Consider the following 13,181-nt stretch of genomic DNA (forward strand, 5'->3'; position numbering starts at 1 on the left):
AGCAGGTTTAAATTATGAATAATAATATTAATGAAATTATAGATATAGCTAATAACAATCAGAAAAAAGCATTTAGTATTATAAAAGATCTTGATATTGAGAACGTTTTCAAAAATATTGGTGCCAGAATTAATTTAGTTGGTTCATTGAGAATGGGACTTTTAATGAAAAATATAGATATTGATTTTCATGTTTATACCGCTGAATTAAATATAGAAAAAAGTTTTTCAGCAATATCAAAAATAGCTTCAAATAAAAAAATAAAAAAAGTTACTTATACAAATTTAATAGATACAGATGAGCATTGTATAGAATGGCATTTATTTTATCAAGACAATGATAAAGATGATAATGAAATTTGGCAGATTGATATTATTCATATTTTAGAAGGTTCTTATTATGACGGATATTTTGAAAAAGTTGCTTACGATATAATGAATATGCTTACAGAAGAAAAAAGAAATACAATATTAAAATTAAAATATGAAACTCCTGATGATATAAAAATAATGGGTATAGAATATTATAAAGCTGTTTTAAAATATCATATTACAACCTATAAAGATTTTATCAAATGGAGAGATAAACAATTATTTAATGGTATAATAGAATTTTAATAGTTGTATTGTAAAAATATTATTATATGATATTATAACCTATAATTTTTTTGGATTATTTTGATTATGAATAATAGTAAAACAACACTTTATATTTCTATATTTTTATTAATAATATCTATTTCTTTAACTATATTTACAAGAGTGTATTCTTTCCCAAAAGCGGGTACAGATTTTGTAGATTTTCTCACACATTTTTATGATATGAAAAGATATTATGATAATAATTCTATGCCGGTAGTAGGTGCTAGATTTCAAATGGGACCGCTTACTGAAGAAGTAGCTCCACGTGTACCGGGCGGATTTTTTTATTTACATTATTTAACTTGCTATAAATTAGCTAGTGAAAATATAGAGTTAACGAGAGTGTTTAATTTTATTACAATGTTTTTACCGGCAGTAATATTTTTATTATGGGTTTATAAAAGATTTGGTATATCTATAATGTCAATATTATCTGTATTAACATTGTTTAATATATATTTTGTATATACCAATAATATATTTTATAATCCTAATATAACGCTTTCATTATCTTTTCTTCTAATACCATTACTTGGAGAATATATTATAGGTGATAAACCATATATTCCAGCTATGATGTTTTTTCCTTTATTGGCATTAATGGGGCAGGCACACTTTGCCGTTTATTATGGAATTGTTCCTACAGTAATAGTTTATCTTATTATAAGATATAAATATACTATTAAAAATATTAAGGCTCTTGCTATGGGTGTGTTTTTAGCATTTTTGACTTATTTACCTTATTTAGTATCCGAAATAAAAAATGGTTTTTATAATACAAATAAAATGCTTAATTTTTCTGTTAATAGTGATTTAAGAAATGTATTTCCTTTTCCTCAGGTTCATTCTTTATTAATGTTTCCTACAAATGAATTTTCTGTTATGTATTCAGCTAATAATTTTGAAAAAATAATGAATTTTTATTTGCAAAATAATCCTTTTTTTGTATTTACTTTAGCTGTGCTTATAATATCTATATTAGTAATATTAACAGCCTTTCTATATTCTGTAATAACTTTTTTTAAATATAAAAGATATAAATTTGATATAAAAACTAATGATAAAACATTGATTTTAGTAAAGGAATTAATGTTAATTTTCTTATTATATTTTCCAGTAACTATAGCTGTAACATTTTTAGGCAGAGGTATAGCAGGTCAATTTAGATATCAATATGGAGCATTTGCTTTATCTTTTGTTCCTATGATGTATTTACTGTATAGCTTGAAAATCAATTTAAAATATAAATATATAAATTATCTCTCTATATTTTATATATTTAGTGCTATAGCCATGACTTTTAATATAGTGGTGTTTTATAAAAATTATCAGGAGCCATATAGATGGAAAAGTTATATTGATACAGTTCAGAATATAGCTAATGATGCTAATGGTGAAAAATTTATTATAGAAAATGGTTCACTTTATTTTAGTCAAATGGGGTTTGTTTATAATAAAAATGGATATTGGAATGAAGTTACAAATAGTGCTAATATTATTTATTATTTGGAAAATACTAAGGATAATACAAATATTATTAATCTGCCAATAATATCAAGTAATAATATTTATATTGTTTATAAAAAAGAACAAAAATAGGTATGTTTATTTTTTATTATCTTTATAAACATTTTCTTTTTTTGATATGTTAAATTTTGAAAGTATATAAACAACTCCTATCAAGAACCTTAAAAAGTACATTGATATTGAATAAATAGGGTGTAGAAGCAGTTTTTTCCATTTTCCTTTTTCTACATATACGCCTATATAACGATAAAACATACCAAATTGTTTCTTTGTTGTTTCATCATGTCCCCATTTTTTGAAGTAATTATCAAAATTAGATGCATAATAACTTTTCTTTACTATATATTGTTTTAAAGTATGATTTTCATGATGATATAATGGTGATTTTATTATGTCAACTTGTCCTATTTCTTTTATTCTTCTGTCTATATCCCAATCTTCTGTGCCATTTAAGTTTAAATCAAAGCCGCCTATTTTTATAAATGCTTCTCTTCTAAAAAACCTTACAGCATCTATAACTGTGGCATCATAAAAAGAACGTTCAAAACTTCTTACTCTATTAAAGAAACTCTCTCCGTAAATTTTTTCTGGTATATAAATAGCCTGAACATCTTTATTATTTTCAAAAATTTCCAAACATTCTGTTATAACATTTTCTGATAAAGTCATATCTACATCTAAAAATCCTATTATTTCACCGCTTGACATTTCAGCACCATAATTTCTTTGTGCAGAACGTTCTGGGCCTTTAATAAAAGTTTTTGCTCCCAATTCTTTTGCTATTTCCACAGTTTTGTCAGTTGAACTATTATCTACTAGTATTATTTCTGTGTCTTTATAATTAGAATTTTTTACTGCATTGATACAATCAGCAATGAAATTTTCTGAGTTTTTAGTTGTTATAATTATGCTTACCATTTATTTACCAATATTTATTTATGATTAATAAATAATATATTCATAATAAAAAAATAACAATATGATTTAATTATTTTAATTTTATAAATGTTTAGATTATAATAAAAAGCGGAGCTATAAGCCGTATTCTGTCATTTAAGGTAAACATTTATCTGCGCATTATATCACTACAATGCTTTAGCGAGCCACCTGAAACATAGGAAAAGGGCAATCCGTTTCTGTTTGCTCTTGCCTCTCATGGGGTTTACACTGCCATTCATGTCGCCATAAATGCGGTATGCTCTTACCATGCCTTTTCACCCTTACCAAATTGGCGGTATATTTTCTGCTGCACTTTCCATAGGCTTTCGCCTTCAAGCCGTTAGCTTGCATGAAGCCCTTTAGAGGTACGGACTTTCCTCAGTATTAGTTAATTAAATACCGCGTTTACCCACTCCGCATAGTCAATTACTCTATTATAAAACTTATAAAATGTCAATCATTATTTTTATTTAATTAAAAAATTCAATACCGCACGGTAAATAAAATAACAAATATAAATTAAGTTATAATCTGCATATTATTAATATTAAAAATACTTTCTTAATCGTGCGTTTAGTTAATTATAAATCTAATCAAAACTTGGGCGGGCATGCTTTTTTTATTTGAAGCATTAAGGAAATAAAGATTAAAATTTAAAATGAAATAATAGAGATATAGAGCGGGGTGTGTAAATAATTTTTTTAATATTAAATTAATTGATTTTTTATTTTTGTTTATTATAATCAATATATGAATAAAGAAATTATTGAAAACACATTATTAACCTTAATAAATGAATTCAAAAAAGATGAAGAAGAAAAATATAACGCTGTAAGCAATACTATATATTCTATTCATAAATCATTTTTATATGAAGAAGAATTAAAAACAAATAGATTAAATGAAATCTTCTCTAAAATTAAAATAATAATAGAAGAAGTAAAAAATGAAATGAAAAAATTTCCTCATCAATTTTGTATATTTGATGTGGTAAATTTACAAAGACATGAGAATTATAATAGTAATTTACTTGCCGAGTTTCTTAAAATAAATATAGAGAATGAAGCTACTAAATTAAGTTTTGTTAAAGATTTTCTAATTTATTTAAATGATAAATTTAAATGGGGTTATTATGGATTTAAGAGTATTGAAGAATTAGAAGAAATAAATCATTCATATATAAAAATAAAAAGAGAAGAATATGCAGGCAGCAGAAGAATAGATTTATTTATATCTTATAAAAAAGACTTTGCAATTATAATAGAAAATAAAATATACGCTGGAGAGCAAGATAATCAATTAGATGATTATTATCAGAATAAGAAAAAAGATAATTATAAAAAATTATATATGATTTTTCTCACTCCTTCAGGCTATGAACCTTATACTTTATCAGAAAAATCCAAAAAAGAACTTGGAAATAATTTTCAAACATTAAAGCATAGCGATATAGCTTTATGGCTTGAGAAAATTTTAGATAAATATAAGTCATTATTTGATGAAAATGATGATGAATCAGGTAATGATAATAAATATATAAAAGATTATAGGCTTTTGAAATCTGCTATGATACAGACTATACATAATGCCAATATGATAAGCAATAATACAAAGGAGCTTGATATGACAAAAGAAAAAATACGAACACTATTGGAAGACAATATTTTTAAAGACATACAAACTGTAGAGGAGGCGGAAGAATATAAAAAAATATTTAATAGTGTTATAGATATTATTAATGAAAAAGAAATAGATATATCACTTGAACCTATATTGTTTTTTACTGATAAAGTAATCAAATATTTAAATGAAAATTCAGATGATAAATCTTATTATTATAAAAAAATAGATGAAATTACTAAAAATATAAAAGACAATCCTTATAGTAAAGATTTTTGTCATAATATAAAATACAATTTAAATAATTATAATGCTGATATATTATTAGAATATCACTATGAATCAGGTACATTTCAGTTTTCTATTTATAGTGACTCAGATAAAAATGAAAAAAGTTATAAAAAATTAAAAAATAAAGAGTCTTCGATAAAGGAAATATTTAGTAATTTTGAAGAAGGAAATCCATATGTATACTATATAGATACAGAAAAAGACAGCCCAGAGGAAATTGCTGAGGCTATGATTAAGCTTTATAATCTTTTGAAAAATAATTTATGATTATTTGATATATACGAAAATTTTTAACTTTGTCAAAATTCGTTTTTATATTGTTATTATTTTCGGGGACTACTCCCCGAACCCCTACTTCTTTTGGTGACCCAGGCGAAGCCCGCCTACGGCGAGAAGCAAAAGGACTACGTTTTTTACTAAAATTTAAGGTATTAAACTACTTTTAATATATATTTTTAAAATATAATGCTGTAGTATATGCGTTTTTTGCAACTTTGACGAAGTCCGCAGAGCGTGTGCGACAAAAAAGTTGATAATATATTTACAAAATATAAAAATTGACAAAATATAGTTGTTTAGGTATATACTACTATATTGTTATCTAATGATATCTAATAAAATTTTTAATGTAGTTAGTAAGGAAATAGTTACGAATATTGGCTTTATAACTTTTATTCCTTTCTTTATAGCGAACTTAGCACCGAAGTAAGTTGATGTCATTATAAAAGGTATAACGAATACACCAGCCATATAGTTAACTTTTCCCTCTATAGCAAATATTATTAATGAACATAAATTACTTGTAAGATTCAAAGCCTTAGCATTACCAGAGGCAAGAAGAAAATCCATTTTATAATAAAGTACAAAAAACATTATTAAAAAACTTCCTGTACCGGGTCCGAATACTGCATCATAAAAACCCAAAAGAAAAGCAAAGAACATTCCTGTTATATAGTTTTTAGTTTTGAGATTATTTTCATCGAATTGATTTTCTGTACCGAAAGTTTTTGAAAATAAAGTGTAAATACCAACAGCTAAAATAAGTATCATTATTAAAGGCTGCAATACTTTTGCATCTATAAGTACAATAACCTGAACTCCAACAATAGAGCCTAATATTGTCATAGGTATCAAAAACTTTATTAGTTTGGTTGTGAGTTTTCCATTTTTGAAGAATGTAAAAGCAGAAACTACAGCTCCTGATGTGGAAGTGAGTTTATTTGTAGCTAAAGCCGTATGAGGAGGAATACCAGCTATCAGATATGCAGGTAAACTTATAAGTCCGCCGCCTCCTGCAGCAGCATCAACGAAACCAGCTATGGAACAGCCTATAATTATTATAATTAAATTTTCTATACTAAGCATATTTTTATCTTATAATGGATTATAAAAATTGAAGGCATCTGTAAATTTACTTAAACAGAGCTTTAAAAAACAATTTTTATTAGCAATAGATATTATATCTTTGATGATTTTTTGTCAAATAATTTATATTAATTCTTATTGATTTATTTTTTATATATTATATAGTAATTATTTAGTAAACATAATTTTTAAATATGTAAACTAAACATAATATTGTATATGAAGGATATGAAATATGAATAAGAAAATACCTTTTTCCCCTCCGGATATAACAGATAGTGAAATAGAGGCTGTAGTTAATGTATTAAAATCAGGCTGGATTACAACAGGACCGGTAAATAAAGAATTTGAAGAAGAGCTTTGTAAATATATAGATGTAAAAAGAGTAAAGTTATTATCCAGCGCTACATCAGCTATGGAATTGGCATTGAAAATATTCGGAGTAGGTGAGGGTGATGAAGTAATAGTACCTGCTTATACTTATGCTTCTACTGCAAATGTTGTAGTTCATTTGGGTGCTAAAGTGGTATTCATAGATGCAAAAGAAGATGATTTTAATATAGATTTAGAAAGACTTGAAAAAGCTATTACTAATAAAACTAAAGCTATTATTGCAGTTGATATTGGAGGAAAACCTTGCGATTATGATGCTATTATAAATATTTTAGAAAGCAACAAAGAATTATTTAAGGCATCAGAAAATAAATATCAAAAAGAATTAAAAAGACCATTATTTTTACTTGATGCAGCTCATTCAATAGGTGCCGTTTATAAAGGAAAAAGAACAGGTTCACAGGCTGATATGTCTTCTTTCTCTTTTCATGCTGTAAAAAATATAACAACTTCAGAGGGCGGCGCATTGTCTTTTAATGAAATAGGAAATATAAATGCTGATGATATATACAAAGAACTTTCTGTATTATCTTTACATGGACAAAATAAAAGTGCTTTCGATAAGAATAAAGGCGGTAAAGGAGCTTGGAGATATAATATAGAATTGCCAGGATATAAATGTAATATGAGTGATTTGCATGCCGCTATTGGTTTATCACAGTTAAGAAGATATGATTCTATGCTTAATCATAGAAAAAAAATAGTGGATATGTATAATTATATTTTAAGTAAAAATAAAAGAATAATACTCCCTAATTTTAAAGATGATTACAGTGAATCTTCATATCATTTATATTTAATAAGAATACAGGATTTTGAAGAAGAAGACAGAGATTTATTTATAGATAAAATGTCAGAATTAGGTATAACATTAAATGTTCATTATTTGCCTTTGCCTGCACATAAGGCTTATATAGATTTGGGTTACAAAATGGATTATTATAAAAATGCATTTAATTTATATAAAAATCAAATAACATTGCCTTTATACAGCATATTAAAAGAAGAAGATGCTGAGTATATAGCACTTAACATAATTAAGTATTTAAATGAATTTTGATATATGATAAAAGTTTTATAAACTATAATTAATTTATAAAATAAAAGGGCTTTAGTTAATTAAAAAACTAGAGCCTTTTATTTGTTATGAACTTTTTCTATATCAAAATCAATTAAAATTTAATATTATTTCTAATCAATTGTTATTTAACTTACATATAAAAGTAAGAAAATAATTAAAACTTTACTTTTATAATTATTTTTTGTATAATAATGTTATGAAAGATTTAGATAAATTAAAACAAATATTAAATGAACCTGTTACAATTGAAAATTTAAATAGAATCAATGATTATTTTGTACGCTATTTATTTTCACATGAAGGAAATGAAAATATAGCTTTAAATTTTATTAATGCTGTATTTAAAGATTTAAATTTTGAAACTTTTAATAAAATAGAAATATTAAATCCGTTCAATATTTCAGAAAATTATGATGAAAAAGAATCTATAGTAGATATTAAGGCTACTACAGAAACAGGAATAACTGTTTTAATAGAAATACAATCCAGAGGAAATGAAGATTTTATAAAAAGAGCTTTATATTATTGGGCTTATAATTATAGTTCTAGTTTAAATAGAGGTTCTTTTTATGATGAATTAAAGCCAACTGTAAGTATCAATATTACAAACTTTATACTAACAGATGAGGATAAGGTTCATAGCTGTTATATATTAAAAGAATTAAGTAATAATAAAATTCTAACAGATCATTGCCAATTACATTTTGTTGAACTTCCTAAATTCAATTTAAAAAATACTTCTGCAATAGAAGGTTTAGATAATATACATAAAGAATTCATTTCTTGGGTTAAATTTTTTAAGGGGGAAGATATGTCTACATTAATGAAAGAAAATACTATATTTGAAGAAGTAGAAAAAAAATGCCGTACATTTGTTAATGATAGTCCTGTAATGGATAAATATAAAAAACGAGAAGTAGATACATATTTCTTTAATAAAAGTATGGAGTTAGATATAAAGAAGGCTAAAGAAGAAGGTATTAAAGAAGGTATTAAAGAAGGTATTAAAGAAGGTATTAAAGAAGGTATTAAAGAGGGCATTAAAGAAAATCAAATATTAGTAGCTAAAAATCTCAAAAAATCTGGTTTAGATATAAAGTTCATAAGTGAAAATACAGGATTGAGTATACAAGAAATAGAAAAACTATAATAAAAAACTTGTGAGTGTCTATCAATTAATTTTCTAAATATAAACTACTAACAAATTTATTATAAAAAAATAAATATTTTTGAAAGTTGTTATAAATAATAATGTCGTATATTATCATAATCACTATAATACTATTTTTCTTATTAGTTTTTTTATTCATCACTCATTTTAATAATAATGAGGAAAAAACATATATAAATAATATTGATAATGCAAAAGAAATATTAAGTTTTATCTCTGTAAAGAATTATGATAATGAATTAATTAACATAATAAATAATACTAAAATATCAGGCATTATAATAAATATTGATAATTTAGATATTGATACACTTTCTAATATTATAAAAACTATTAAAAGAAGTATTAATAGAAAAATATTCATAACATTAGATCAGGATTATAAATCTACTTATAATATAGCATATCATCAGAAGTTTAAAGTTTATCCTAGTTATATAGGAGAGAGAGAAAGCGAAGAATATGCTTATAAAATAGCATATCAAAGAGCATTAAAATTAAAGTCTTTAGGTATTAATATGATTTTATCTCCTATATGCAATACCTATTGTAATGAAAAATCACATTTAAAAGAGAATATATTTACAAATGATAAAATACTTGCTTCAAGACTTATATATCAAACTGTAAAAGCACAAAAAGATGCAGGAATTATAACTGCATTAAAATATTTTCCAAAATACTATGATGATGAGTTATATATAGATGAAAAAATAGATAATGTAGAAAGCGTATTGGATAATAGAGAAACATTCTTAGCAGGAATAAAAGCTAATGCTGATATTATAGTGATGTCGCATATTAAAAATACTGATAAATGCAGAGATTTTCTTATTAACAATATGAAGTTTAAAGGCATTATAATGACTGATTATATTAATGATAATAAAAATATAATTGGTTATGGAATAAATGTTTTTTCCTATAATTATTATAGAAACAAAAATATAAAAAATATGATAAAAAATAATTTAAAAGAAACGGATCTGGAAGTATGCTCAAAAGTCTTAAATTTAATGAAAAAATTGTGAAAATTGTATTGTATTTAATTTTGATATTATTATTTATATATGCATGTAAAACTGCTTCAAATGCAATTGGAGATAGCATGTATATATCTGAATTGAAAAAAAATTATCCTGATTTATCTGATTATATAGATAAAGTTTCTGAAATGAGTGATAAAGAGCGAAAAGGTTTGCTTTTAATGGTAGGTATAAAAGATAAGGTGCTTTCTGAAGAAACTATTAAAACTCTTAAAGATAATCATATAATGGGTGTAATACTATTTGATTATAATATCACAGATGAAAAACAATTAAAGAAGTTAACATCAGATTTAAGAAAATATGTTAATCCAAATATGTTAATTTCTATAGATCAGGAAGGAGGAGAGGTTAATCGCATTAATTTTGATAAATTAAAAAATATATCTCCAAAGAATATAGGAGATTCAAACAGTTCAGAATATGCTTATAATATAGCTTATCAGAAATCTAAGTTCTTATTAGATTTAGGAATTAATATGATATTAGGTCCTTTATGTGATGTTCCTAATGATACAAATTCTTATCTATATAATAGAAGTTTTTCAACAAATGTTAATATAGTTGCGGAAATGGTTTCAAATACAGTGAAAGCCCAAAGGGATGCAGGAATAATAAGTGTATTAAAACATTTTCCAGGACATGGAGATACTGCTGTAAACTCTCATAATGATTTTCCAAGTATTAATAAAACTACAAATGAATTATTATTGAATGAGTTTATTCCTTTTAAAAGCGGTATAGATGCAGGAGCAGAAATGGTTTTAGTTGCTCATATAAAAAATAAATATATAGACAATAAAAATACGGCTAGTATGTCAAAAAAATATACTGATATATTAGAAAAAGACTTAGGTTTTAATGGGGTAGTTATTACAGATGATTTGGCTATGACAGGAAGCATTGATAAAGGAATTAATTTTGGTATTAATTTGATAAGCAATGTATATGAAAATGTAGAGTATATGTTTGAAGATATAGATGCTGATATCATTTCATGTGCGAGATTATTAAAGATAATTTCCGAAAATACTAAATCCCGCACATAGAAATATCATTAATTTCAATTGGCTTGTTTCTTTTTCCTATTACTGTTAGGATTTCTCTTATATGTTAGAGTTTCATCTAATCCTGATTTAACATATTCATTAATAATGTTTACTACAGTGTGGTAAGTAACATTATATTGTTTTGCTATATCAGTATGAGTAAGTCCTGTGTTTTTCTTTTCATTTAATGCCAAAATGATATTTGCTCTAGAAATGAGTCTTTTTGATTTTCCTTCCTTTTTAATAAATTCTTTGATTTTTTCTTTCTCCTCTTCACTTAAGGATATCATGTGTTTAGTTGTTATACTCATTCGAACCTCCTATTAAAAGAATACATATAACTAACATTAAGGATAGAGAGATTTTTAAGAATAAAATTATAAAAATATAGTCAAAGAATAAAATATATTTGTTAAATATCAAAAAATAATTTAGGTAAATTATGTCAAAATATATAGATAATCTAATATATTTTTATTCCAATATATATTTTATAAACCCTTGTTGTATGATAAAGATTATCATAATATGAATAAAATATCAATATGAAAAAATAAAATTAGAATTTTGTATAAAAAGTCTTATATTTATAACATAATTTTATACAAAAAGAAACATAATAAATATTATTATATTATTATATTCTAAATAATAATATTTCTTTTTCTATGTTATAAAAATTATTTTCTATAGTATTGATATATTCTTTTGTATTTATTTTTATGTTATTTAAAAATGTATTATCATCTATAAGAGGTATATTTATATTGATATTAAGTACGGAGCCTTTAGCACATGCAAATGCTAATACATAAGCTGAAGCAATATCTGTAACAACATTGCTATTTCCGTATTTAATTACTATTTCAAAAAACGGCATTAATTCATAACAAGATTTTAAAGCACTGAAAGGAATATCTATAGCTTTTTTTGCAGCTTCAGATATAGCAGTTTTTCTTTTTGCTTTTTCTTCTTCTGTATTTTTAGGGAGTTTCATAGCTTCCATAAATGCATTAAAACTTTCTGCATCTTTATCCACTATCTCCATTAATCTGCTTTTTATATTTTTTATATTTTCTATAGCATTATTAAAATTATCTTGTTCCTCTTGACTTAATTCCAAAAACTTTTTTTTATTAACTGTAAGATGTCCAACCATACCAGCTAATGCACAAGCCAAACTTCCTACAGCTCCCATAACGCTTCCACCTCCTGGAGCAGGAAGAGAACTATCAACATCATTGATATAATCTGCTAATTTTTTATCGATTAATTTTGACATATAATAACTCCGAAAATATTTGTATATTATTTTACCTGATTTTAATATATCATAAAATAAATATCAATAGTAAAAATATAATATTGTATTGTTATTTGTTATTTTTATGGTATTATATATGAAGTAAAATTAAGGATTTTTTATGAAAAATATTATACTTTCTATATTTCTTTGTCTATTTTTTGTAAGCTGTTTAGATTATACTCAGTATGTAACTGTAGATGGGAATAAAAATGTAACAGTTGTGGCAATAGTTACAGTGTCTAAATCTTTAATAGAATTGGCAGCCTATTCAGAAGGTTATGAAGAAGGAGTTCCTGATTATTATTATGAAGATATATTAAGAGATATGGAAAGTGAAGCTAGAGATTCTTATCCTAGAAATTTTAAATTCAAACATATAAATAATGATAATGAAATAGGACTTTATGTAAATGGTGTTTTGAAGGAAAGTGATATAACTGAAGATGATAATTCATTATTGCCTGTAAGAAATGGAAATAAATTTTTATTTACTCCTTTTAAAGATTCTGAAAATACATCTGAATATAAAGAATATGAATCTATGTATAGTTCTATGAAAATGAAATTAATAGTTTCAAAATCTTATATACCGACTGTAAGTTCATGCTATCTTTCTTCTTATGATGATGTAAAAGATGTTAATGTTTATGATTTAAGAGATGCATTTTTAATAGAAATTCCTATATTTTCAGGTATGAATAATCCTGTTTTATATATCGAATTATAATAAAAAATATTATTATATGTATTTC

At 24.4% G+C, this 13,181-nt stretch carries 12 protein-coding genes and 1 other RNA gene; 8 read left to right on the forward strand and 5 right to left on the reverse strand.

Going from position 1 to position 13,181, the window contains the following annotated elements; genetic code table 11:
• The first annotated feature begins 14 nt into the window (after positions 1 to 14).
• Together BRSU_RS03670 and BRSU_RS03675 are read left to right on the forward strand one after the other, a co-directional pair.
• Positions 15 to 617, forward strand: coding sequence for a hypothetical protein (locus BRSU_RS03670; protein WP_048593843.1), 603 nt, complete (start codon positions 15 to 17; stop codon positions 615 to 617).
• 66 nt (positions 618 to 683) lie between these two features.
• Positions 684 to 2,240, forward strand: coding sequence for a hypothetical protein (locus tag BRSU_RS03675; protein WP_048593844.1), 1,557 nt, complete (start codon positions 684 to 686; stop codon positions 2,238 to 2,240).
• 6 nt (positions 2,241 to 2,246) lie between these two features.
• Here BRSU_RS03675 and BRSU_RS03680 read toward each other — a convergent pair whose 3' ends face one another.
• Both BRSU_RS03680 and rnpB read right to left on the reverse strand, forming a co-directional pair.
• Positions 2,247 to 3,086, reverse strand: coding sequence for a glycosyltransferase family 2 protein (locus BRSU_RS03680; RefSeq protein WP_048593845.1), 840 nt, complete (start codon positions 3,084 to 3,086; stop codon positions 2,247 to 2,249).
• 101 nt (positions 3,087 to 3,187) lie between these two features.
• An RNA gene (gene rnpB / locus BRSU_RS14215) (RNase P RNA component class A) lies at positions 3,188 to 3,528 on the reverse strand.
• A gap of 329 nt (positions 3,529 to 3,857) precedes the next feature.
• Between rnpB and BRSU_RS03690 the strand changes: the two genes are divergently transcribed.
• The gene (locus BRSU_RS03690; protein ID WP_048593846.1) at positions 3,858 to 5,285 is read left to right on the forward strand and encodes a PDDEXK-like family protein; all 1,428 of its coding nucleotides are present in this window, start codon (positions 3,858 to 3,860) and stop codon (positions 5,283 to 5,285) included.
• Between the two features lie 330 nt (positions 5,286 to 5,615).
• On the opposite strand, the gene BRSU_RS03695 is transcribed toward BRSU_RS03690, so the two are convergent.
• Positions 5,616 to 6,383 (reverse strand): sulfite exporter TauE/SafE family protein, encoded by a 768-nt coding sequence (locus BRSU_RS03695; protein ID WP_048593847.1) that lies wholly within the window; start codon positions 6,381 to 6,383, stop codon positions 5,616 to 5,618.
• 235 nt (positions 6,384 to 6,618) lie between these two features.
• Here BRSU_RS03695 and BRSU_RS03700 point away from each other — a divergent pair, with 235 nt between their 5' ends.
• From BRSU_RS03700 to BRSU_RS03715, 4 genes are all read left to right on the forward strand, one after another.
• The gene (locus BRSU_RS03700; protein WP_048593848.1) at positions 6,619 to 7,836 is read left to right on the forward strand and encodes a DegT/DnrJ/EryC1/StrS family aminotransferase; all 1,218 of its coding nucleotides are present in this window, start codon (positions 6,619 to 6,621) and stop codon (positions 7,834 to 7,836) included.
• Between the two features lie 217 nt (positions 7,837 to 8,053).
• Entirely contained in the window at positions 8,054 to 9,007 is a 954-nt protein-coding gene (locus BRSU_RS03705; protein WP_048595130.1) for an Rpn family recombination-promoting nuclease/putative transposase, read from the forward strand.
• A 101-nt stretch (positions 9,008 to 9,108) separates the two neighbouring features.
• Complete coding sequence (locus tag BRSU_RS03710; RefSeq protein WP_048593849.1) at positions 9,109 to 10,059, forward strand: glycoside hydrolase family 3 N-terminal domain-containing protein; 951 nt, start codon at positions 9,109 to 9,111, stop codon at positions 10,057 to 10,059.
• Complete coding sequence (locus BRSU_RS03715) at positions 10,023 to 11,123, forward strand: glycoside hydrolase family 3 N-terminal domain-containing protein (RefSeq protein ID WP_048593850.1); 1,101 nt, start codon at positions 10,023 to 10,025, stop codon at positions 11,121 to 11,123. The genes BRSU_RS03710 and BRSU_RS03715 overlap by 37 nt, the downstream gene beginning before the upstream one ends.
• A 14-nt stretch (positions 11,124 to 11,137) precedes the next feature.
• Here the strand turns inward: BRSU_RS03715 and BRSU_RS03720 are convergent, their stop codons facing one another.
• Both BRSU_RS03720 and BRSU_RS03725 read right to left on the reverse strand, forming a co-directional pair.
• A complete protein-coding gene (locus BRSU_RS03720) occupies positions 11,138 to 11,434 on the reverse strand; it encodes a helix-turn-helix domain-containing protein (protein ID WP_048593851.1) in 297 nt (98 codons plus the stop codon).
• Between the two features lie 326 nt (positions 11,435 to 11,760).
• Positions 11,761 to 12,405 carry a cyclodeaminase/cyclohydrolase family protein gene (locus tag BRSU_RS03725; RefSeq protein ID WP_048593852.1) on the reverse strand — a complete coding sequence of 215 codons (645 nt, stop codon included), beginning with the start codon at positions 12,403 to 12,405 and terminating at the stop codon, positions 11,761 to 11,763.
• A gap of 142 nt (positions 12,406 to 12,547) precedes the next feature.
• Here BRSU_RS03725 and BRSU_RS03730 point away from each other — a divergent pair, with 142 nt between their 5' ends.
• Positions 12,548 to 13,156, forward strand: coding sequence for a hypothetical protein (locus BRSU_RS03730; protein ID WP_048593853.1), 609 nt, complete (start codon positions 12,548 to 12,550; stop codon positions 13,154 to 13,156).
• Positions 13,157 to 13,181: the final 25 nt, after the last annotated feature.

The sequence above is a fragment of the Brachyspira suanatina genome (assembly GCF_001049755.1).
In the GTDB taxonomy this organism is placed as follows: domain Bacteria; phylum Spirochaetota; class Brachyspiria; order Brachyspirales; family Brachyspiraceae; genus Brachyspira; species Brachyspira suanatina.

Bases quoted from the DNA above. Each gene is read 5' to 3' on its own strand.
- BRSU_RS03720 (WP_048593851.1), bottom strand. From the start codon at position 11,434: ATGAGTATAACAACTAAACACATGATATCCTTAAGTGAAGAGGAGAAA.
- BRSU_RS03705 (WP_048595130.1), top strand. From the start codon at position 8,054: ATGAAAGATTTAGATAAATTAAAACAAATATTAAATGAACCTGTTACA.
- BRSU_RS03710 (WP_048593849.1), top strand. From the start codon at position 9,109: ATGTCGTATATTATCATAATCACTATAATACTATTTTTCTTATTAGTT.
- BRSU_RS03670 (WP_048593843.1), top strand. From the start codon at position 15: ATGAATAATAATATTAATGAAATTATAGATATAGCTAATAACAATCAG.
- BRSU_RS03695 (WP_048593847.1), bottom strand. From the start codon at position 6,383: ATGCTTAGTATAGAAAATTTAATTATAATAATTATAGGCTGTTCCATA.
- BRSU_RS03675 (WP_048593844.1), top strand. From the start codon at position 684: ATGAATAATAGTAAAACAACACTTTATATTTCTATATTTTTATTAATA.
- BRSU_RS03690 (WP_048593846.1), top strand. From the start codon at position 3,858: ATGAATAAAGAAATTATTGAAAACACATTATTAACCTTAATAAATGAA.
- BRSU_RS03725 (WP_048593852.1), bottom strand. From the start codon at position 12,405: ATGTCAAAATTAATCGATAAAAAATTAGCAGATTATATCAATGATGTT.
- BRSU_RS03680 (WP_048593845.1), bottom strand. From the start codon at position 3,086: ATGGTAAGCATAATTATAACAACTAAAAACTCAGAAAATTTCATTGCT.
- BRSU_RS03730 (WP_048593853.1), top strand. From the start codon at position 12,548: ATGAAAAATATTATACTTTCTATATTTCTTTGTCTATTTTTTGTAAGC.
- BRSU_RS03700 (WP_048593848.1), top strand. From the start codon at position 6,619: ATGAATAAGAAAATACCTTTTTCCCCTCCGGATATAACAGATAGTGAA.
- BRSU_RS03715 (WP_048593850.1), top strand. From the start codon at position 10,023: ATGCTCAAAAGTCTTAAATTTAATGAAAAAATTGTGAAAATTGTATTG.